23 protein-coding genes and 1 tRNA gene are annotated in these 20920 nt (G+C 53.2%); 12 read left to right on the top strand and 12 right to left on the bottom strand.

Going from position 1 to position 20920, the window contains the following annotated elements; all coding sequences use genetic code 11:
• Window positions 1-63 precede the first annotated feature (63 nt).
• Both R6H26_RS13055 and bcp read right to left on the bottom strand, forming a co-directional pair.
• Window positions 64-522, bottom strand: coding sequence for an NUDIX hydrolase (locus R6H26_RS13055; RefSeq protein WP_404790840.1), 459 nt, complete (start codon window positions 520-522; stop codon window positions 64-66).
• Complete coding sequence (bcp, locus tag R6H26_RS13050; RefSeq protein ID WP_404790838.1) at window positions 519-998, bottom strand: thioredoxin-dependent thiol peroxidase; 480 nt, start codon at window positions 996-998, stop codon at window positions 519-521. The genes R6H26_RS13055 and bcp overlap by 4 nt, the downstream gene beginning before the upstream one ends.
• A 181-nt stretch (window positions 999-1179) precedes the next feature.
• On the opposite strand from bcp, the gene R6H26_RS13045 reads away from it, so the two are divergent.
• Together R6H26_RS13045 and R6H26_RS13040 are read left to right on the top strand one after the other, a co-directional pair.
• Window positions 1180-1383: a hypothetical protein gene (locus R6H26_RS13045; RefSeq protein WP_404790836.1), complete on the top strand. Its 204-nt coding sequence runs from the start codon at window positions 1180-1182 to the stop codon at window positions 1381-1383.
• On the top strand, window positions 1376-1876 hold the full coding sequence (locus tag R6H26_RS13040; RefSeq protein WP_404790834.1) for a GNAT family N-acetyltransferase: 501 nt from the start codon (window positions 1376-1378) through the stop codon (window positions 1874-1876). The genes R6H26_RS13045 and R6H26_RS13040 overlap by 8 nt, the downstream gene beginning before the upstream one ends.
• A 63-nt stretch (window positions 1877-1939) precedes the next feature.
• Here the strand turns inward: R6H26_RS13040 and R6H26_RS13035 are convergent, their stop codons facing one another.
• Window positions 1940-2434: a 3'-5' exonuclease gene (locus tag R6H26_RS13035; RefSeq protein WP_404790832.1), complete on the bottom strand. Its 495-nt coding sequence runs from the start codon at window positions 2432-2434 to the stop codon at window positions 1940-1942.
• A 310-nt stretch (window positions 2435-2744) separates the two neighbouring features.
• On the opposite strand from R6H26_RS13035, the gene R6H26_RS13030 reads away from it, so the two are divergent.
• The 4 genes from R6H26_RS13030 to R6H26_RS13015 all read left to right on the top strand — a co-directional run bounded on the left by R6H26_RS13030 (window position 2745) and on the right by R6H26_RS13015 (window position 6740).
• Window positions 2745-2815: transfer RNA gene (locus R6H26_RS13030), tRNA-Cys, on the top strand.
• 12 nt (window positions 2816-2827) lie between these two features.
• Window positions 2828-4186 carry a lysostaphin resistance A-like protein gene (locus R6H26_RS13025; RefSeq protein WP_404790830.1) on the top strand — a complete coding sequence of 453 codons (1359 nt, stop codon included), beginning with the start codon at window positions 2828-2830 and terminating at the stop codon, window positions 4184-4186.
• Between the two features lie 179 nt (window positions 4187-4365).
• Window positions 4366-5790, top strand: coding sequence for a 15-cis-phytoene desaturase (gene pds, locus R6H26_RS13020; RefSeq protein WP_404790828.1), 1425 nt, complete (start codon window positions 4366-4368; stop codon window positions 5788-5790).
• An 8-nt stretch (window positions 5791-5798) separates the two neighbouring features.
• Window positions 5799-6740: a phytoene synthase gene (locus R6H26_RS13015; protein ID WP_404790826.1), complete on the top strand. Its 942-nt coding sequence runs from the start codon at window positions 5799-5801 to the stop codon at window positions 6738-6740.
• A gap of 150 nt (window positions 6741-6890) precedes the next feature.
• Here R6H26_RS13015 and R6H26_RS13010 read toward each other — a convergent pair whose 3' ends face one another.
• Window positions 6891-7190 (bottom strand): ferredoxin, encoded by a 300-nt coding sequence (locus R6H26_RS13010; RefSeq protein ID WP_404790824.1) that lies wholly within the window; start codon window positions 7188-7190, stop codon window positions 6891-6893.
• Between the two features lie 437 nt (window positions 7191-7627).
• On the opposite strand from R6H26_RS13010, the gene R6H26_RS13005 reads away from it, so the two are divergent.
• Window positions 7628-8362, top strand: coding sequence for a class I SAM-dependent methyltransferase (locus R6H26_RS13005; protein WP_404790822.1), 735 nt, complete (start codon window positions 7628-7630; stop codon window positions 8360-8362).
• Here R6H26_RS13005 and hflX read toward each other — a convergent pair.
• Window positions 8359-10122, bottom strand: coding sequence for a GTPase HflX (gene hflX, locus R6H26_RS13000; protein WP_404790820.1), 1764 nt, complete (start codon window positions 10120-10122; stop codon window positions 8359-8361). The genes R6H26_RS13005 and hflX overlap by 4 nt on opposite strands.
• A gap of 79 nt (window positions 10123-10201) precedes the next feature.
• On the opposite strand from hflX, the gene R6H26_RS12995 reads away from it, so the two are divergent.
• On the top strand, window positions 10202-10795 hold the full coding sequence (locus tag R6H26_RS12995) for a hypothetical protein (protein ID WP_404790818.1): 594 nt from the start codon (window positions 10202-10204) through the stop codon (window positions 10793-10795).
• A gap of 23 nt (window positions 10796-10818) precedes the next feature.
• On the opposite strand, the gene R6H26_RS12990 is transcribed toward R6H26_RS12995, so the two are convergent.
• Window positions 10819-11313 carry a pentapeptide repeat-containing protein gene (locus tag R6H26_RS12990; RefSeq protein WP_404790816.1) on the bottom strand — a complete coding sequence of 165 codons (495 nt, stop codon included), beginning with the start codon at window positions 11311-11313 and terminating at the stop codon, window positions 10819-10821.
• A gap of 218 nt (window positions 11314-11531) precedes the next feature.
• Between R6H26_RS12990 and R6H26_RS12985 the strand changes: the two genes are divergently transcribed.
• Both R6H26_RS12985 and ttcA read left to right on the top strand, forming a co-directional pair.
• Window positions 11532-12875 (top strand): pentapeptide repeat-containing protein, encoded by a 1344-nt coding sequence (locus tag R6H26_RS12985; protein WP_404790814.1) that lies wholly within the window; start codon window positions 11532-11534, stop codon window positions 12873-12875.
• Between the two features lie 12 nt (window positions 12876-12887).
• Window positions 12888-13730, top strand: a complete 843-nt coding sequence (gene ttcA / locus R6H26_RS12980; RefSeq protein ID WP_404790812.1) for a tRNA 2-thiocytidine(32) synthetase TtcA — start codon at window positions 12888-12890, stop codon at window positions 13728-13730.
• Between the two features lie 121 nt (window positions 13731-13851).
• On the opposite strand, the gene R6H26_RS12975 is transcribed toward ttcA, so the two are convergent.
• The 4 genes from R6H26_RS12975 to R6H26_RS12960 all read right to left on the bottom strand — a co-directional run bounded on the left by R6H26_RS12975 (window position 13852) and on the right by R6H26_RS12960 (window position 16942).
• Window positions 13852-14721 (bottom strand): phycobilisome rod-core linker polypeptide, encoded by an 870-nt coding sequence (locus tag R6H26_RS12975; protein WP_404790810.1) that lies wholly within the window; start codon window positions 14719-14721, stop codon window positions 13852-13854.
• A 132-nt stretch (window positions 14722-14853) separates the two neighbouring features.
• Window positions 14854-15669, bottom strand: a complete 816-nt coding sequence (locus R6H26_RS12970; RefSeq protein WP_404790808.1) for a phycobilisome rod-core linker polypeptide — start codon at window positions 15667-15669, stop codon at window positions 14854-14856.
• A gap of 139 nt (window positions 15670-15808) precedes the next feature.
• The gene (locus R6H26_RS12965) at window positions 15809-16297 is read right to left on the bottom strand and encodes a phycocyanin subunit alpha (RefSeq protein WP_404790806.1); all 489 of its coding nucleotides are present in this window, start codon (window positions 16295-16297) and stop codon (window positions 15809-15811) included.
• 126 nt (window positions 16298-16423) lie between these two features.
• Window positions 16424-16942 carry a phycocyanin subunit beta gene (locus tag R6H26_RS12960; protein ID WP_404790804.1) on the bottom strand — a complete coding sequence of 173 codons (519 nt, stop codon included), beginning with the start codon at window positions 16940-16942 and terminating at the stop codon, window positions 16424-16426.
• Window positions 16943-17305: 363 nt separating this feature from the next.
• Between R6H26_RS12960 and R6H26_RS12955 the strand changes: the two genes are divergently transcribed.
• Entirely contained in the window at window positions 17306-18058 is a 753-nt protein-coding gene (locus R6H26_RS12955) for a phycobilisome rod-core linker polypeptide (RefSeq protein WP_404790802.1), read from the top strand.
• A gap of 128 nt (window positions 18059-18186) precedes the next feature.
• Entirely contained in the window at window positions 18187-18390 is a 204-nt protein-coding gene (locus R6H26_RS12950; RefSeq protein WP_404790801.1) for a hypothetical protein, read from the top strand.
• A 74-nt stretch (window positions 18391-18464) separates the two neighbouring features.
• On the opposite strand, the gene R6H26_RS12945 is transcribed toward R6H26_RS12950, so the two are convergent.
• Both R6H26_RS12945 and shc read right to left on the bottom strand, forming a co-directional pair.
• Window positions 18465-18836, bottom strand: coding sequence for a DUF2237 family protein (locus tag R6H26_RS12945; RefSeq protein WP_404790799.1), 372 nt, complete (start codon window positions 18834-18836; stop codon window positions 18465-18467).
• Window positions 18837-18963: 127 nt separating this feature from the next.
• Complete coding sequence (gene shc, locus R6H26_RS12940; RefSeq protein WP_404790797.1) at window positions 18964-20889, bottom strand: squalene--hopene cyclase; 1926 nt, start codon at window positions 20887-20889, stop codon at window positions 18964-18966.
• Window positions 20890-20920: the final 31 nt, after the last annotated feature.

Here is a 20920-nt window from a genome sequence, read left to right as displayed (position 1 = left end):
CTTAATCTCTGTCAGAAGTTCCGCGATCGCCGCTTTTCTAAAAGAAATTAGACCAAATCAGAATTAAGCCAAAATCGTCGTACCCTGCCAATAGTCGGCGAGCTGTTGGCGATGGTCGTGGGCGAGTTCGGTCATGGGAATCTGGTCGGGCAAAAAAGCGCCAACCTCAGAAATTTCTCCTTTATCTTCAATGCAGAACTGCCCTCGAACCATCACTTCCACCGTCGTACAGATGGAGTGAAATCTTGGGTCGCGCTTTGGTGCGGAGTAAATTCCGACAACCCGTCCGATCTGGTGGACCTTCAACCCCGTCTCCTCTTGGAGTTCGCGGTGGATCGTGGTGGGGATGTCTTCGCCCCATTCCACCATGCCGCCCGGCAAACTCCAGCGATTATTGTCGCGACGGCGCACTAACACGATGCGACCGTCCTCGAGTACTGGAACCATCACTACCCCGCAGATCGGGTGCCGCAGAATCAATCTCAAGGCGGTCTGAATAAACGAAAACTGTAGAAGACTCATCCTGCCGTACCCATTAATTCGGCGATGTCTCCTAAAAGCTCTTGAGCGTGGGGTTCTGGCTTTACTTTTCGATAGATCTTGGCGAGGTTCCCTTTGGGATCGATCACAAAAGTCTGCCGCAAAACGCCTTCGTAGGATTTACCCATAAACTGCTTGGGACCGTAACTTTCATAGGCCTTGGCAACAGTTGCGTCGGGGTCGCACAGCAACGTAAAAGGAAGATCGAATTTACGGATGAATTTTTGGTGCGACAATTCGCCATCCGGACTGACGCCTAAGACCTTTATGTTTTGCGCGGTGAAAGCATCATAACGATCGCGGAACCCGCAAGCTTCTTTATTGCAGCCAGGAGTGTTGTCTTTCGGGTAGAAATACAAAATAACCCACTGTCCGAGAAAGTCCGATAAACTAATTGGCTCGCCTCGGGCGTCGTTCAGCGTAAAGGTCGGGGCGGGAAAGCCAATCTGAATACTCATGCGCTAGCTCAATGTCCGTAATATTTGCGATTGACGATCGATTCAGCATTCTCTTCTATTTTAAGGCTCTTGCAAATAGGGCCGCCCGACTTTTGCGATCGCCTCAACACCCGTCGGGGAAAATCTCTAGGCCGCGATCCGTCGCTGCCGAGGATGAGACGACGATAGGATAAAGACTGTCGTGTCGTCTCCGATCTTTATGGCATTCTTTCGGCAGTATATTGCACCTTTGTTTATCGTTTTAATTTTCCTCGTGGCTTTGTTGGCTGTGAGCGCGAGGGCCTTCTTACCCACCGATATGGCACAGCCCGCCCCCATTGAGGCGGTTGACGCTTCGCCCCAATCGGTATCGCAAACGCTGGCAACTAGCCCTGCCTATGCGTGATCCCGATCGTCGGCCATTTTTGGAGGGACAGCCCTATCGGCTTCGGGTCGGCCAGCGCTCCGATGGCAAGCTGCTGTTGGAGTTCATGGATCGAGCCTATCGAGAGCTGCGTCCCGGAGCGGAATTAAGCCATTTGGCCGAAACGGTGCGGCAGCTTTGGTCCGACGGTACGCGCCTTTGGTTTGTTGAGTCCGCGTTGCCCGAGTCCCTCGGTCAATCGCTCGGCTGTTTGTGGCTCGGGCAGGCCGTCGATCAGGTCAGCGGCGATCGCTACACCCACGTATTTTTGCTATACGTCAACCCCGTCCATCGGCGGCGCGGGCTGGGCGCGGCTTTGATGAAGCGAGCCGAAGCATGGGCGATCCAACAGAACAATTCACAGTTGGGGCTTTACGTTTTTGTTGACAACCTGCCCGCTCAAACCCTGTACCGACGGTTAGGCTACAGTCCCCAAGCTACTTTTTTGCAGAAACGGTTGAGCCCTCCGCCTTAATTTGCGCGTCGATACGGCTCTATCCGACCCTCTGAGCAGACCCGTCACTGGCAACGAAGGTGCTTAGCGAGCTGGTGCGATGGCCGCGATCGCGATCCGAGCGCAGGCTTCGGCGTCTGACAGCGCTTGGTGGTGGACTAAAGGAATGTCGAGATAGTCGCAGACGTTGGGTAATTTTGTGGGGTGAATTTTCCACGTTTTGCGCGCCAGCTGAACCGTACATAAAAACGGATGCAAGGGCCTTTCGATCCCGTAAGCATCGCAGCAGGCATACAGTACCCCTCGGTCGAAGGAGGCATTATGGGCGGCGATCGCCTCCGCTCCCCGCAACAAACGTTCGATGCTAGGCCAAAGCTCGCCAAAGGTCAGTTCTTGGGCGACATCATCCCAGCAAATACCGTGGATGGAAGTAAATTCAAACTCTGGTTCTACGGGGCGGATTAAATAGTGCGCCTTCTGGACGATTTGGAAGTCCTCGACGCGGATTATCCCGATCGAGCAGGCACTTTCTCGACTCCGGTTGGCAGTCTCAAAATCGATGGCAACAAAGGTTTTCACAGCGGTAGGGATAGAAAAAACACAGGTATAGCACTACGGATTTTGCTTAGGACGCACTGCTTAATCAAATCCTTACTGCTCAAAGCGGGCTATTTACAAACGTCTTAACATGCTCTCGTAGGGCTATATAGCGCTACGGAGACGGTCTGCTGTCCCACACCCTAACCATCCGATCTAAACTACCACCGATCGCGACTTGGCCGTCGGCACTAAAGTCTGAAAAGTTGGGATAACAGCTTGAGAAAGCGAATCGCAGCTTGATTCTTGTTCATCGGCATGGGATGATGAGGGGCGTTAAAATAAAACTTCTGGCGGCATGGCCAAGTGGTAAGGCAGGGGCCTGCAAAGCCCTTACCCCCAGTTCGAATCTGGGTGCCGCCTTTCAATCCAAAAATGACAAAGCAATGGGATTTTTTGCAGCCCAAACCCTACAGCGGATTGGGAGAAGGAACGATCGCCTTCCTCGCTGCGGTTATCTGGTTTGCGGCAATCCTCGTCCGGCACCGTCTCCCAGACGCAGGCGACTGGTCGCTCGGCGAAAGCCTCTTTGAAGCATTCTCGTTTGTCGCGTTTGCCGCAGTCCCCATTTTTGGGCTGGCCACGCATTTGGGCGAACGCCTAGTCGAGCGAATCCTGCTGCCAAAGCAAGGACTCGTCTTTCAAATTGTCCTTTGCATCGCCTTAGCCCTTCAGATCGGCCTGGGGAAAGCACTCCACCTGGGACCTCGCCACTTTAGCTGGATAGAGCAGTTCGATACCTTAATCGTCTCCGGTCAGTTTTGGCTCAACGTCGCGCTGTTTTTGGGTGGCGTTTTTGTCGCCCTCCGCATTCCCTTTGTCGTCCGAGAACTGCGGCAACAGCCCCAGCCTCGCCTTCGCTGGCAATTGTACGGCTTGCTATTGCTCAATACCCTCTATTTATCCCTCCACCGCACCGGAACCCCTTGGGAAGGATTCGCCGTCAGCGCGGTTTACGGGGCGATCTGTCTGGGGTTAACTTGGCCGCATCGGCGATCCGTCAATGCATTGCCTAAAAATCGGCTTGTCCTGTCGGACTTCTGGCTGATGGTGCTGTGCGCGGCCATTCTGTACTGGTTTTCGATCCCCTCCTTTAGCTTCGGCGTCTTCATTGGCGTCAATTTGTTTGTTTTAGTCGTGGTTTATGGTTCGGGGCTGGGACGCGAGCATTTCGGCTACAGCTTTGCCATGCAGCGCCAAGATTGGCCCGTCCTGGCAGCGCTCCTTCTATCCGTCATTTTCGCGCTCGTACCCCTGGCGATCGTCTCGGGATTCGTGCAGCCCGCCCTCGACCAAAACCAGTTCGGCCCGCTGAGATCGCTCGCGTATTTCGTTCTGTTCGCGTTCCGCGTCGGTATTTTTGAAGAAGTCTTTTTCCGCTCCGGCGTGATGGTGCTGCTGCGAGATTGTTTGGGCCGAGGCTCGACGAGGTGGGCGATCGGCGGAGGGCAAAAGCTCCGCGCCAAGAGTTCGCCCCAAACCATCCTCTGGCTTTCTGCCATAGGCTGTTCCGTCCTGTTTGGCCTGTCTCATATTGGCAACGAGTCCGGCACGAACCCCCTCGCCCTCTGGCAGTACCGAGGACTGTATATCGTCCTCGCCACCTCGGCCTCGCTGTTCTATTCCATCGCCTTTGCCAAAACCAATCGCTTAGCCGTGCCGATTCTCGTCCATGGATTTGTAGATACCATTGCCGTCGTGCTCTTGGGCGGATCCCTTGCTGTTCCGTTTTAGAAAGACCCATGGGACAATACTGAGGGGAAAATTCTAAGATTTCAGGCCGATCTTGAAGTTAAGTTGCAAAATCGCCCCCAAATGTAACGGTTTGCAACGTATAATGGGGGGTGCGATTTGGCCTCATGTTGGGATAAATCGGTAATTTTGGCAAACTTCTAGACGAGGGAAGGCAGTTTATGCGCGTTGCGATCGCCGGGGGCGGCTTAGCGGGGTTAGCCTGCGCGAAATATCTCGTTGATGCGGGACATACGCCCATCGTGCTGGAGAGCCGCAACGTATTGGGCGGCCTGGTAGCAGCTTGGAAAGATGAGGACGGCGACTGGTACGAAACGGGTCTGCATGCCTTTTTTGGGGCTTACCCCAATATGCTTCAGCTGATGAAGGAATTGGGCATTGAAGATCGGTTGCAGTGGAAACAGCACGCGCTCATCTTCAATCAACCCGAAAAACCCGGCACTTATTCTTATTTCAGCGTTCCCGACATCGTGGCTCCCCTCAACGTCATCATGTCGATCCTGCGCAACAACGACATGCTGACCTGGGAGCAAAAGATCCGCTTTGCCCTAGGGCTGTGGCCCGGCGTCTTGCGAGGCCAAAAGTACGTCGAAGACATGGACAAGTACAGCCTTTTGGAATGGCTGCGCCGTCAAGGCATTGACGACAAGGTCAATTCCGATATCTTTATTGCCGCTGCCAAAGCCTTGACCTTTATCAATCCCGAAGACGTCTCGGCTACCATCATCCTGACGGCCCTCAACCGCTTCCTGCGGGAACGCTACGGGTCAAAAATTGCCTTTTTGGATGGTTCCCCTACCGAGCGCCTTTGTCAGCCCATTGTGGATCGTATTATTGAAGGCGGCGGCCAGGTATTGCTCGAGAAACCGCTCAAAGAAATCGCGCTCAACGCCGACCAAACCGTCCGGCATTTCCTGATTCGAGGTCTCGACGGTCAGCCCGATGAGATTCTAGAAGCCGATGCCTACGTCTCGGCGATGTCCGTAGACGTTTTAAAGGCACTCATGCCCCAACCGTGGAAAGCCATTCCGTTCTTTCAAAAGTTAGAGGCTCTAGAGGGCGTTCCGGTGATCAACCTGCATTTGTGGTTCGATCGCAAGCTCACCAATATCGATCACTTGCTCTTTTCTCGCTCGGACCTGCTGAGCGTCTACGCCGACATGAGCATCACCTGTAAAGCGTACGAAGACCCAGACCGTTCTATGCTGGAGTTCGTCTTAGCTCCGGCCAAGAACTGGATCGACAAATCCGACGAAGACATTATCGCGGCCACCATGCAGGAATTAGAGCGCCTGTTTCCGCAGCATTTAACGGGCGATAATCCGGCAAAGCTGCGCAAATATAAAGTGGTGAAAACACCGCGCTCTGTTTACACCGCCTCTCCAGGCCGACAGTCCGATAAGCCAACCCAAGAAACGCCGATCGCAAATTTTTACGTCGCGGGGAGCTATACCAAACAGATGTATCTTGGCAGTATGGAAGGGGCCGTGCTTTCTGGTAAGCTGGCAGCGCAGGCTATTGCCCAAGCGAAACCGACCCAGCCTGTTTCATCCACCTTGCCCTCTGCCCAAGCCGTCCCTGTCTAGCTGACAACATGCTGCAACTGCCCGAAACTCCACGACGCATGAAGCCTCAAAGTTCCCTAGAGCAGTCCTACGAACTTTGCCGGCAGGTCACAGCAAAGTATTCAAAAACCTTTTACCTCGGCACGATGCTCATGACCGAGCAAAAACGTCGCGGCATTTGGGCCATTTACATGTGGTGTCGCCGCACCGACGAGCTGGTGGACGGTCCCCAAGCAGCGGCAACCACGACCAATACCCTGGATGAATGGGAAGCAAATCTGGAGTCCGTATTTGCAGGGCATCCAGTGGATGACTACGATGTCGCGTTGGTGGACACCATCGAGCGATACGGCTTAGATATCCAACCCTTTCGGGACATGATCGACGGGCAGCGGATGGATCTCTACCGCAGCCGCTACGAAACCTTTGAAGAGCTGAAGTTATACTGCTATCGCGTGGCGGGGACCGTCGGTTTAATGTCAGCCCAAGTGATGGGTTTAGAAACGTTCTCGGATCGGCTCCAGGCTCCCTGGACGAATCCCTACGTTAGAGCGGGCGGGCAGGACCCGATCGAGCAGGCGATCGCCCTGGGCATTGCCAACCAGCTCACCAATATTTTGAGGGACGTCGGCGAGGATACCCGTCGCAATCGCATTTATCTCCCCCAAGAAGACCTGCGGTTGTTTAACTATACCGAAGCCGAACTGTTCGAGGGCGTGGTTGACGAGCGCTGGAGGGCTCTGATGAAGTTCCAGATCGAGCGGGCGCGTAAATTCTTTGCCATGGCCGAAGATGGCGTGAGCGCCCTAGAAAAGGATGCCCGCTGGCCGGTCTGGTCGGCGTTGGTGCTGTACCGTCAAATCCTGAACGTCATAGAGCGCAACTCTTACGATGTCTTCACGAAGCGCGCCTACGTACCGGATCTTCGCAAAATGCTGTTTTTGCCGACGGCCTGGGTGAAAGCACTTTAGTCGCGGCCTCGCGCCCGCAGGGTGCGGGAAGATTTGGGAGGGAGCGCGGAGCGTTCTTGTCGATCGCGCTGCATAACTAAAACAACGGGAGAGTCCAATGATTCTCCCGTTTCAGGAAAGGCCAATGAAGGCGTCAGCAGTACTAGAAGATTAGTACAAAGCTTCTTCTTGGTGAGTCAGGATCGTGACATCAGACGTTGGATAAGCCACGCAGGTCAGCACGAAGCCTGCTTCAATTTGGTCGTCATCCAAGAAAGATTGGTCAGACTGATCGACAGTACCAGACGAAATCTTGCCAGCACAGGTAGAGCAAGCACCAGCACGGCAGGAGAACGGCAGATCGATGCCTTGTTCTTCGGCAACATCGAGTATGTACTCATCATCGGGCACGTCGATAGTGGTATCGAGACCCTCAGCTTCATTGATTAATCTGACCTTGAAAGTTGCCATACAATCGTCCTCTCATTCATGGAAACGGCAGTTCTCGTTTGAGCAAGTCCCTGGAGTGCATCTGGTGATGGGTAAGCACTACACCACCTCACTTAGGTTCTCCATTTTCGATACTACGTGAAAATCTTTAATTTAGGACTATTTCAAAGAGAATCTAGCCAACGGTATTTGTAATATAAATTGTTCCTAACTTACCGAATAACTTATCAAAGGGGGGGTAGGCCGATCTCGCAATCCAAAAGCCAGCAATCTGACTCGATTCCGATAGCTTTAGGCGAAGCGCGCGCGGATTTTGTTGATAAATTCTTATCGCTACAATGCGCTTGCAACCGCTGCCAGTCTGGAGCGCGTCGTCTCGCGAAGGTGCCGTCATCCCCATAAAGCGCAGTGCAGAAAGCGGTAGGATAAAGACTGGCCTTCTAGAGGGGCATGCATCGATGCCAAAAAATTTGAAGGAACCTTTTGAGTCTTGGAGCGCGGGTTACGAACTCCCAACGGTCAGCCGCGACTGGCAGGTCTTAACAGCCGCCGTCGCCAATCGGTATAACCGCGAGTACAAACGAGAAGCCTTTGACCTACCTGCCGAAGTAGAAGCCATGCCCGTCTTTCAGGATTGGGCGGCGGGGCGGCTTCAGGCTCGAATTGCATCGCCGTTTTGGCAGGTCGCCACGCCCAAAAAGAATCAGCATTGGCTGGACATTGGTTGCGGGCTCAGTTTTTTGATTTATCCGTGGCGGGATTGGGATGCCTTTTTTTACGGTCAAGAAATTAGCACCTTTGCCCAGGAAGCGCTCAGGAGCCGGGGTCCGCAGCTCAATTCCAAGCTCTTTAAGGGTGTCGAGTTAGGTGCCGCCCATCAACTGGGCTATGCCGCGCAGCAGTTTGACGGAATTGTGGCGACCGGGTGGAGCTGCTACTATCCGTTGGAGTATTGGGAGTTGGTGCTGGCCGAGGTGAAGCGATCGCTCAAACCGGGCGGCATATTCATCTTTGACGCCGTCGATCCAGAGCAAGAATTGGCTGAAAACTGGGCGATCCTGGAAACCTATTTAGGTGCGGAAGTGATGCTGCCCGCCCTCTCGGAATGGAAAACCCTGGTGCGCGAGGCCGGCGGTACCATTGCCAAAACAGCGGGTGGAGAACTCTTTCACACCTTCCTCGTGCGGTTTTAGGTCCCCGCATTGACCGCAACATAGTCGACCAACTGACCCATCTTGGCGCGCAAGGTCTCCAATCCGAGGCGCTGGCTGGCAGAAATGAAGATGGCCTGGGGGAATTCTTCCTTGGCGATCGCCAAGGTATCGCTGTCCACTCGATCGATCTTGTTGAACGCCAGCAGCATTGGCCCTGGCGTAACGGGCATCTCCTTCAGAATCTCCATCACCGACCGAATCTGAGACATCCAAGCTGGATGGGAAAGATCGACGACGTGCAGGAGGGCGTCGGCATCGGTGACTTCTTCTAAGGTGGCGCGGAAAGCATCCACCAAAGAGGGCGGTAGCTCGTGGATAAACCCGACGGTATCCGTCAGCAGCACTTGTTGAAGATCGTCAGCATGAGCGTTGGGCACGACAGTGCGGCGCGTGGTGGGGTCGAGCGTCGCAAACAACTGGTCGGCAGCGTAGACTTCGGCATGGGTGAGGGTATTGAGCAGGGTGGATTTGCCCGCGTTGGTGTAACCCACCACCGCAATAACAGGCACCCCGCGATGCTGGCGTTTCTGGCGCAGCCGCGAGCGATGGGCCTGGAGTTGCGTCACCTCCTGCTGAAGGCGGCTGACCCGGCGCTGAATGGTACGGCGCTCCGTTTCTAGCTTGGTTTCCCCCGGTCCGCGAGTTCCGATCCCGCCCCCCAGCCGAGACATGGATTGCCCTCGCCCCGTCAGACGCGGCATGCGATACTCGAGTTGAGCCAACTCCACCTGAAGCTTGCCCTCCTGGGACTGGGCGCGCTGGGCAAAAATGTCCAGAATAACCTCGGTCCGATCCACAATTCTGATGCCAATCTGATTCTCTAGGTTGCGTCCTTGGGAAGGAGAAAGATCCCGGTTAAAGACCACCAAAGTGGCTCCTAGGGTCTGGGCTTTGAGCGCGATCTCCGCGACTTTTCCCTCTCCCACAACAGTTTGGGGATGGGGCTGCGATCGCTTTTGGCAAATTTCATCGAGTACCTGTCCCCCGGCGCTCTCCACCAAGAGCTTCAGCTCTGCCAGCCCATCTTGAAACTGCTCCGCAGTCGTGGTTTGGGTCATCAACCCCACCAACACCACCCGATCGATTTGGGAATCTGCCTTCCCCCGGACGACGGGAGCGGTGGGCGCTTCCGACTGCCGAAACTCGTCTTCTAAGTTAGAAACCAAGTCTAAAAGATCTTGCTGGGCTAAAGCGTCGAGATCGATGGCCTCCGAAACCGTCCACGGATGGTCGGGATTGGGAATCAAATGGGCTAGATAGGTCGCTTTGACGTAGCCCGTCGCTCCCCCGCCCCGCCGCTCGAAGCCCCCCCCAGTCAAACTCAACACCGCCAACGCATCGAGTCGCTGCAGCGCCATAGCGGTGAGCGCGGCCTCGTTTGGGGGATCTCCTTTTAAGGTGGTGGCAATACAGCGAATGCCGCTGAGCCGTTCTGCCCCGTAGCGCGGGAGTTCCTGGGGTGCCATCTGAGTTTGACGCGGCGTCCCCACGCCCACGCGCGTGACCTGGCCCCGGCGATTGAGATAGGCGCAGATCGGCTCCTGAATTTCAGTGCTGATGGCCGCAAGACGTTGGGCAAATTCCGAGGTCGTAATGCGATCGCCCGGTAGCCGTTGATGGTAGAGCCGTCGTAATTGCTTGAGGTGACTGCTCTTTAGCCCTTGTAGGTTGCCGTAGATTGTTTCGATAAGGCATTCCCTCCAAAATCTAGTCCGTTGTCGATCGAAGCATATCCCCATCTTAGAACGATCGTTTTCGCGCGGATGCCAATGGCGCCTATGATCGAAAAGTAAGGCTTTGTATTCCAGTTTCTAACGTATGGGCATCACCTTAGACCAAATTGCGACCTATCTCGACCCGCGCGACCTCACCTACCAACTTCAGCCGGAGAAATCTCGCATTCTAGTCCGCTTCGCGCTAGATTCTGCCGAGCAGCTTTTAGTCGTCATCCAACTGGATGAAGAGGGACGCTTTTTCAAATTGTTTGCGCCAGAAGTCCTCGCAGGCGTGAAAGAACATCCCCACAAGGCCGCGATCCTGCAAACCATGCTCAGCATCTCGTGGGAAACCAAAATGTTGCAGTGGGAATACGACCCTTCGGATGGAGAAATCCGCGCCATTATTGAGTTTCCCCTCGAAGATTCGACCCTGACCGCCCAGCAGTTCAATCGCTGCTTCGATGGACTGATTGAAATTGTGGGGGACTGGGCTTTACCGCGCCTTCATGCCGTGATGGAAACAGGCGTAGATCCGGGGGATGAAAACGACCTGGTGTTGGGGGAGCAATTGCTGCTGGCCATCCAAGAAGAATCCCCCGGAATGCTGACGTTGCTCGAGCGAGCGATGGAATCTCGCAAACAGCGCGGACAATTTCCGAGACATGAATGCCACACCGATCGACCCACAGATTGACAGATCGACCGACCGACCGAGCGTCAAGTACACCCTAACGATTCGCGGGTTTCTACGCCTGTGGTCGGGTTGACGCCACTGGCTGACTGACACAACCCAACAACCTGGATCTTATCGAGTACGGCATCGCTAAAGTCTGCCCCCGTTACCGTAGCATCGCGGAACGTTGACTTGAGCAGCAGCGCGCCATTCAATACGGCATTCGTAAAATCCGCATTGCTGAAATCTGTAATGTAGGCGAGTCCATCGGTCATATCAACCCCTTGGAAATTAGCCTTCGTCAAAACAGCGCCGTTGAAGACAACGCCTCGAAGGTCCGCTCCGCTAAAATCGGCCCCGCTCAGTTGGGCATCGCTGAATTCGGCCTGCTGTAGATTTTTGCCTGCAAAGTTTTTGGAGGCGATCGCCACGTCGTCATAGGCGCGAATCGCCGCAGAGCTCGCCCCGTAGGCAGGCAGCGGTACCCATAACATCGCGATCAGAACAACACTCCACAACCCCAAAATCAGTTTTGTCATAAATCTTCCGTTTGATACTCCCATTTCCCATTTAATGTCTGCAAGCAGTCTCATCGCGCCAGCTTTACGGTCATTGCCGCATTGTTGAAATGTTGCCTTGTCATCATTCTAAAGGTTGGCGGACTCAGCGCGAGCTAGAGCGCTTCAATCTGCAGGGGGAGCCACCCTAACCCTGATTTTTGATGTTAATCTCTGATTAGCCAATCAGGAATACTGCCGTGGCGAATGCAGCCCATCTCAAACTGATTAAGCGCGGGGTCAAGCGTTGGAACCAATGGCGAAAGGTCCACTTCTCAGAAATGCTCGATCTGAGCGGGGTCGATTTGAGCGGGGTCGATTTGAGCGGTATTAACCTTATCAGCGTTAACTTAGCGGGTGCCATCCTCAAACGGACGAATTTAAGAGGTGCCACCTTGAGGTTGGCCAATCTTTCGATGAGCAATTGCAGTGGTGTGGATCTCAGCGGAGCCGATCTGAACTTTGCTCGTTTGATTCGGGCAAATTTAAGTCAGGCGCAGCTGTTTAAGGCGGATCTGTGCCGAGCCGATCTCAGAGAGGCCGATCTGAGTCAGGCTTGGGGGGAGCAATCTTTTTTGATCGAAGCCAATCTGGCCCAGGCCAATTTAATGTCTGCAAATTTCAGTCAGGCTATCTTGACCGAAGCGAATTTGCAGGGTGCTAACTTAAGCCGCACAAATTTAAGCAAGGCTGACCTGAGCTTTATCAATCTCAGTTTTGCGGATCTCACTCAAGCTAACCTCAGTAAGGTGATCTGCGTTGAAGGAAATTTGAGTAATACAAATCTGAGCAGCAGTAATTTGTATTGTGCTAACTGCCAGCGCACCAATTTTCAGAGGGCTTTGCTCCTCGAAGCAGACCTGAGCGGCGGAAATTTTGGAGAGTCTGATTTTACCAATGCCGACCTGAGCTCGGCCAATCTCAAAGAGGTGAAGGTCGTGAATACGCTGTTCGAGTCGGCAAAGTTACAGGGAATTCGTTGGAGCGAAGCAGATCTGAGCGCGATGCCCCAAGGGGCAGAATTGGACGGCGTGCAGTGGTCGCTGCCATCTGCAGAATTTAACGAAGATCTGAGGGCAGCTACTCCAAACGACGGCGAGACGCCTGCCTCAACCGAGAAAAGCAGTCGATTTCCTGCCAGCGACTGGGCGCGCAGCCAGGATAGTTCGGATATCGAAACGCACCCAGGAGCAAATTTATCCCTCCCGTTAGAGATTGCGATTCCTACTCCGGTCAACTGGGTTGCGCTGGCGATCGCCCTGCGACAGACTGGCCAAGCGAATCGAACGACGCTTGCAATTAACCGAATCGATGCACCGACTGAAGAACAAACCGTTTTTCGCTTTAGCATGGATCGCGATGGTTTATCCTTGGAAGATCTGGAATCCGGTTTGGTGAAGCGATATGAATCCCTCCATAGGACGCTCTCTCAAACGGTATTTCCAAATTCGAACGGTAAGGCAGACCTCTATCCAGCGGGCAAACTTTCAAGCCCTTCATCGATCGATCGATTACTGAACCTTTTAATTTCAAACTTGAGCTAAGCCGGTACCCCCATGCAAGCTACCCCTACTCGTCCCTCAAAAGCCGTTTACAAGCAAAAATCCCACCTTCAGGGTTTAGTGGGAAAAGCCATCTACGACTACAACATGATCGAAGCGGGCGATCGCGTAATGGTGTGTCTTTCTGGAGGGAAGGACTCCTACACCCTGCTGGACTTGCTCCTAAGCCTTCAGCGCTGCGCCCCCATCAAATTCGAGCTTTTGGCGGTCAATCTCGACCAAAAACAACCCGGTTTCCCAGAAGACGTGCTGCCAAATTACTTGAAGGCATTGGGGGTTCCCTACCGCATCGTCCAAGAAGATACCTACAGCATTGTCACGCGGGTGATTCCAGAAGGCAAAACGATGTGCGGGCTGTGTTCGCGTCTGCGTCGCGGAATTTTGTATCGGATTGCTCGAGAAGAAGGCGCAACGAAGGTGGCCCTGGGCCATCATCGCGACGATATTGTCGAAACGCTGTTTCTCAATATGTTTCATAAGGGGTTACTCAAGGCCATGCCCCCCAAACTCATTAGCGATGACGGGCAAAATATTTTAATCCGGCCTCTGGCCTACTGCCGCGAATCCGATATTCAGCGCTATGCCGATTTGCGGCAGTTCCCGATCGTTCCGTGCAATTTATGCGGATCTCAAGAAAATATGCAGCGGGTTCAGATCAAAAAAATGTTGCAAGCCTGGGAGGCTGAAACGCCAGGCCGAGTCGATAGTCTGTTCCGCAGCCTTCAACACGTTTCGCTCTCTCATTTAGCGGATACTTCGCTCTACGACTTCAAAGGTTTGGTCGCCTACCCTCCTTCGAATGAGGAAGCGATCGAGCGACAACCCAAAACCTTATAGGGGCGGGTTTTGCCGAAACGCGTTGGATCTATCCGATCCCGTTTCAGGCAACCCCGCCCCTACCAATGCACTGTTCTAATCTACGCTCCTCGATCTGCGCCCTCAACCCATAGGTCGGCGTTTAGAGGGGCGTAATGCTCGCTATTTTGCCGCCCTGACGTTGAACCCTCTGCATGTGAGCGGTCAGCTCTTCATAGGGGATCACAACTGCTTTGTTAACGCGGCGGACCTTGGGGTAGCCCGGTTTGTTAATCCCTGCAACTTCGACTCGGAAAAGCCGACCCGATCCAAACGCTTTCGATCCGCCAAACGCGCTGAACGCAGCATCGCCTTTTTGGGCTGCTTGGAACGCAAAGCCGCCCGCACCCCCGGAAGGAGGCACCACCACAGAAGCGGTATTTCGAGCGAGATCCTTGACCAATCGCGGTGTTTTGCCAATCAACTGCGCGCGATCGCTGTTGGCATAACCCCGATAGAGCTGGAGCAGTCGGGGAAATCCAACCGACCTCTGACCGACACCCGTGGTGGTGAGGTCGCGATAATAGGGCACGATATTTTCCCCAAAGTTGGTCTGATACTCGGGGGAGTCAATGTAAGAGTCGATATCTGCATCGAAGCCCTGGGATTGATACAAATTCATGTGATCCGAAATTTCTGACTGATCGTAGGGTGCCCGCCCCAGGAGGTGCTTGTAGTTAAGTTCGATCGTCCGGCTTTGGAAATTGTTGCTGAAGAACTTCTCTTTGTACAGCTCTGATTTAGCAACTTGACGCACGAATTCTTGAACTGTAATTTTGCGATCGCGCAGCAGAGATTCGGCAATGACGAGACGTTCGGAGGTCAGGAGATGGGGATTTCCCAATACCTGTTGGTACACGGCAAGAATAACCGTTTCGATGTCTTGCTGCGTGGCATTGGGACGTAATTCTACGGTCGCGGCATCGCTAAACGCCGACGTTCCAAGGCGAGATGCTGCTGTTGTAATAGCCACCTATAAGTTCTCCTTGAAATGATGGGTAATGGGACAGACAAAAAGGGGAGGTCGGATCGATGGGGGTAAGCAACCATCGGCTTAAAACTTTCCAGCTTTCCAACAATTGCTTACCCGCGACGCGCAAAGGCGCTAAACAGAGGTTACGCTAACCACCTTACTGCCGGAACGGCTCAACTGCTTTAGCTTGGTCGTCAGTTGGTCGTAAGGAACCAGCAGTTCGGTTGTGCTCTGCCGCACGACGGCCGAGTTGGGGGACGCAGAACGGATGACCCGCAATCGGTAAACATCGCCGCGAGAACCGCCCAAGCTGCCAGAGATCGAACTAGAAATCCCACTAGTGACTGGGGTTGCCGAATTTTTGGACATTTCCCAGGTCAAACGGGGTTGTTTCTGCCCCTGCGCGCGATCGCTATTGGCATAACCGCGATGGAGGTGCAACAAACGGCTAAAGCCGATCGCGCGCTGTCCGGGGCGATCGACTTGAAAATCTCGATTGTAGGGAACGACGTTGTCCCCAAAATTATTTTGATATTCTACTGAGCTGAGGTAAGAGTCGATTTCAGCTTCATATCCCTTAGAAAGAAATAGATCCAAGTGATATGAAATTTCTGCCTGCTCGTAGGGTGCGCGCCCCAACAGGTGCTTGTAATTCAATTCGATAAAGCGCATGTGGAAATTGGGATACAAAAACTTTTGGCGATAGAGATCCGACACGGCGATCGCCCGCACAAAATCTCGCACCGAGATCGAACCTTGCATCAAAAGCGACTCGGCGCCCAATAACCGCTCGCTCTTCATTAAGTGCTCGTTGCCGAGCACCTGTCGATAAGCTGCCGAAATAACAGATCGGACGTCATCTTGAGTCCAATGAGGGCGCAATTCAACGGGTTCTGCCTCTTCAAAGGGTTTAATCCCCAATCTTCCTGCTGCTTGCAAGCCAGCCATGGTTCTTAGCTCCTAAATTAACAAACGACCAAACGCTCTTTTCAAAGATTTTTAACTTCGCTGCTTATAAAAGTTGCCCGGAAGGACGAGCAGAACCATCTTCGACACCACCGCCCATCCTTCCGGGAAAAGTACATGACTAGCTTAGAGCGTTAATCATGTAGTCGATGTAGGAATTTGTCTCAAGGGCGGGGTCGCCGCTGAGACCGTGATTCGCTTTGATATACTTGAGCGCTTCGGCATACCAAGCAGGGACCAATTCAAAGCTGCTGTGCATTTCTGCCAGTCCTGCCAACAGGTAATCGTCAGCGGGACCCGTTCCCCCAGCAATCAAGCAGTATTGAATCATGCGCACGTAGTAGCCGATGTCGCGCAAGCACTTTGCCTTACCGCGAGGTGTAGAGGCATAGTTGTTGCCTTGCATGGTGGTGGTGTAGGTAAACTTTTGGTAAACTGCATTCGCAGCCCCTTCAGCCAACTGGTCCGCTTTAGCACCCAAAGCCTTTGCTGCTTCAAGATCGGCAGTGGCCAAACGCAGGCGACCAAAAGCAACTTGAAGTTCGACGTTGCCCAAATAACGACCTTGAGAATCTGCTGCTGCAACTGCTTCAGTTAATTGCGTCTTCATCGGATAGTATCTCCGTAATTTTAAAAAAGTTTAGATCGGACAAAGTTTGAAAGAGAACAGCTCCTTCTCAAATCGAAAAGCACTTGAGAAAGTCGTTCAACGAAATGGCGCAGAGGTCCAAGACGATTAGCTGACTGCCGCTGCTGCTCGGTCGAAATAGCCAGACAATTCAGCCATCAAGGAGCTGCAGTCGCCCGGCTGAATGTTGTTGCGATCGTTTGCAATTGCAATGGCCGCATCTTTCATCTTGAGGATGCTGGTGCCCATGGAAGATCCGGGAACGCCTAAAGCCAAATAGGTTTCGCGCAAACCATTCAAGCAGCGATCGTCCAAAACGCTGGCATCGCCTAAAAACACGGCGTAGGTAACATAGCGCAAGATGATGTCCATGTCGCGCATGCAAGCGGAAACCCGACGATTGGTGTAGGCATTCCCACCAGGCGCGATCAGCTGAGGCTGATCTTCAAACAACGCGCGCGCTGCATTGGTAACAATTGTAGAAGCATTGCTCGTAATGCGATTCACAACATCGGTGCGCTTTGCACCTTCCTTCACCACAGCCATTAGAGCGTCGATTTGAGAATTGTCCACTAGTCTGCCCTGAGCATCTGCTTGGGCAACGACCTTGGTAAAGGCGTCTAGCATAGATTCAGTCTCCTAACTTATTGGATTGCGTAAACTTTTGTTTTAAAACTGATAGAAACTCAGTTGATCTAATTTGTACTATGCAGTGGGAATCGCTTATGTTACATATTGTTGAGAATCAATGCTTCGATTTAGTTCTTAAGTATTTATTAACATTGCAATATTGACTGAAGCTTTCGCGTACAAAGCGTCGAGCGCCGTTAGCGCTGAATGACCGCAGTGGATTTGGGGGCAATTCGGCTTCAGCAATTAAGCTCTGTAACGTTTTGTCTGGCGAGTGAAAATTCGAATTCCCTCGCGCCTGTATAATCGGGACACCCTAGATTAAAAAACTTTTGTTACGAACTGGAGGTTTCTATAAACGTGGCTATTCCTCTGTTAGCTTATTCTCCTTCTTGTCCAAACCAGCGCGTCGATGCACTCGGCGCTCGGGATGACGAGGCTATCATTTATTCGACTGACGATCAATTTTCGGCAACAGACATGGGAAATCTCATCAATGCTGCCTATCGCCAGATCTTTTTCCATGCATTTAAGTGGGACCGCGAAATTGTTCTAGAATCCCAGCTTCGCAACAGGCAGATTACGGTTCGCGATTTTATCCGAGGGTTACTGCTCTCAAATACTTTCATCGACAGCTTCTACGATAAAAATAGCAACTATCGCTTTGTCGAGCACTGCGTTCAGAAGGTTTTAGGACGCCGAGTTTACAGCAATGCCGAGAAGATTGCCTGGTCGGCAGTGGTCATGACCAAAGGGGTCAAGGGGTTTGTCGACGAACTCCTCAACAGTGACGAATACATTGAAAACTTTGGCGAAAATACCGTTCCCTATCACCGCCGCCGCCTTCTGCCGAGTCGCGTCACTGGAGAAACGCCTTTTAATATTACGTCTCCTCGGTATGACGCCTATTATCGGAATCAATTGGGCTTTCCTCAAACGATCTGGCAAGAGGTTGTCCGCAACTTCCGCTCCTACGACAAACAACCTAAAGCTGGCGATGCAAGTCTGTTTCTCAACATGGCGAGAAGCATCAGCCCTAAATCTGGCAGGCCCAATCCTGTTTCCCCTTACAACATCGATATTGAGAAGACGGTCCCTTATCGCCGCCGTTAAGGGACTCGATTTTAGCGGAAGACATCGAGCTTTCGCTCTCTGCCGTTCCAAGACGGACGGGGAATAATTTTCTGGCTAAAAGCTATATTGTATGTAGCTTTTAGCCAGTTTTAATGGAGCTGCAGGCCATGATAAAGCAAGAGACGTTGGGACAGGTTTCCGCCTTTCCAGGTTGGATCGTAGGAATTAGTTGCTCTCAGGCTTTGGTCTATCGATGTTGGGTGATGAGTGCGGACCTCGATGTCTTTAACGATGGCGAGTTTTACGATACTTGTAGCGCCGCAATGGCTGCTGGCCGACGTTTTGTCGAGCAGTTTTCTGCAAATGGCTAAACCCTTCTGAGCGACGATCGCGCGATTGCGCGCTTAGGTGTTCTCAGTGCTGACATTCTCGAAGGGTCTTCTCTTTACGGCGCGTCCAATGCGTGTTGCCTTAGTTCGTCGAGTGTTGCGTATTCTAGCGCAACGGCGTGGGTAGCTGTCAGGACGACGGGCGGTGCCATTCCTGCCTCTAGGGCTTCTTTCCAGCGCGACGCGCACAGGCACCAACAGTCCCCCGGTTTAAGCCCTGGAAACTGATAGACGGGCATGGGGGTTATCAAGTCGTTGCCCCGCGCCTTTGAAAATTCTAAAAACTCAGCGGTTACCCGCACGCAGACGACGTGAGCGCCCATGTCACCCGCACCTGTATTGCACAGACCGTCGCGGTAGAATCCGGTCATGGGAGAGGTACAGCAGGTTTGCAATGCACTGCCTAATACGTTCTGAGCGCTACCCATACTTACCTCGATTTTATTTGAGTCTTTATGGGTAGCTTACTGAGTTTGAGGGGCGATCGACAAGCGAGCCAAAAAGGCAACGCTCGATCGAGCAAACCCTTCCCAAGAATTGGATTCTCCTCTCGCCCTAGGCCGACTGCACCACCTTGCGATAGCGCGCCAAGGCCGTCAGCGGAAAGTGCTGGTAGTAAAGGTTGTAACGCAGGTAAAAGTGACCTGGAAATCCGGTGCCCGTATAGTAGGGTTCTTCCCAACTGCCGTCGGACTTTTGGCTTTCTAGCAAATGCCGAACGCCGCGCTCGATAACAGCCATTGCATAATCTCCCGTTGCGTCTCCTGCCGCGAGAAGGCCCATTAACGCCCAGGCTGTCTGAGAAGGGGTGCTGGGTCCTTGACCTTTCAATCTAGGATCCTCGTAGCTTTTGCAAGTTTCTCCCCAGCCGCCATCTGGATTTTGGCAACTGACCAACCAAGCCGCACCGCGCTGAATTTCCGCTGCAAACCGCTTGGGGCCAACCAACGACAGCGCCACTAATACGCCGCTAGTGCCATAAATATAGTTCACCCCCCAACGCCCAAACCAGCAGCCTTCTGGTTCTTGCTCTTTGACCAGGTACTGAAGGGCGCGCTCCACGCTCTGAGTTCCGGTCGTGACATCGCAGCGCCCCACCATTTCCAGCACTCTGGCCGTTACGTCGGCAGTGTTGGGGTCGATCATGGCCTTCAGGTCGCCGTATGGAACCCAATTGAGCCATTCCTGGTCGTTGTCGATGTCAAATGCAGCCCAGCCTCCCGGACGGCACTGCATCGAAGCCACCCACTGCGTCGCGCGGGCGATCGCCGCATCTTTTCTCTCCTCATCCGGCAGCGTCACCTCATTGAGCGCCATCACCACCACGGCGGTATCGTCTACGTCGGGGTAAAAATTATTGATAAATTCAAAGGCCCAGCCCCCCGGTTGCCCCGTCCGGTTTTTTACGGCCCAATCGCCGTAGTCTAAAATTTGTTTTTCTAGCAGCCATTCCCCGGCCTTAACGAGCATCGGATCCTGGCGGTCCATCCCGGACTCCGCCAGCGCCCGTACTGCCAGCGCCGTATCCCATACTGGAGAAAGGCAGGGCTGAATCCAGTAGGTATCTTCCGTTTCCACCGCAAAACGTGCCAAAGCCTCAAATCCGCGCCGCACTGCCGGATCGTTGGCGTTGTAATTGAGGGTTTTCATCATTATCAAGGCATTGAGCATCGGCGGAATAATGCCGCCCCAATCCCCCGTCGGTTCTTGATGCTCTAAAATCCAGCGTTCCGCTGCTTTGAGCCCTTCCTCTCGGAAGGGGGTTAAGTTGAATCGATCGGCCAGCTTAAAGATGCCATCTAGGGCCACAAAAGCATCCGTCCAGTCGCCGTTGCGCGGCAGCTCGAAGGCAGCATTGTCGCGACCTTCGACGTACAGTTCGTCTAGGTCGATCGCGGGATTAAGGGGAAAGACGGGCTTTTTATCCAATACCACGATCAGCGGGACCGTACTTTCCCGCGCCCAGCTCGACATTTCGTAGACGATGCTGACAAAGGGCAACTCTGGCAGTAACATCACCCAAGGAGGTAGGGATGGTAGTCCTTGCCAGTCATAGCAGCCGATCGTCGCCAAATGCAGCTTTGTAAAAATGCGGGTTTTGGTGATGCCACCTCTGGCCAAAATAAACGCCCTGGCTTTTACGAGTGCGGGATCGGACGCCGGGACGCCCAAGATCCGCAGCGCCATATATGCTTCTACCGAAACGCTCAGGTTGCCGCCGTCATCGGCATAAAGCTCCCAACCGCCGCAATCGCGCTGGTGCTGGCGCAAATAGGTTTCTACTTTATGGCGCGGATAGCTGGCTTCCGTACCCCAAATCCGATGCAAAAGAACCACTTCCGAGGTGATGGTGACGTTGGATTCAAGGTCTGCCCACCAATAGCCTTCGGGAAACTGGCGGTCCAGCAGGTGTTTTTGGCTAGCGGCGATCGCCACATCTAAGCGGTCGGTGACGGTTCTGAGCGGTTCTCGAACTTGCATATTTCGGATGGATTGAGTTGAGTTGTAATAC

Source organism: Altericista sp. CCNU0014 (genome assembly GCF_044923475.1).
GTDB lineage: Bacteria > Cyanobacteriota > Cyanobacteriia > Thermosynechococcales > Thermosynechococcaceae > JAAURS01.
The sequence above is the reverse complement of the archived record's forward strand: the minus strand, read 5'-3'. Positions and strand labels throughout refer to the sequence as shown.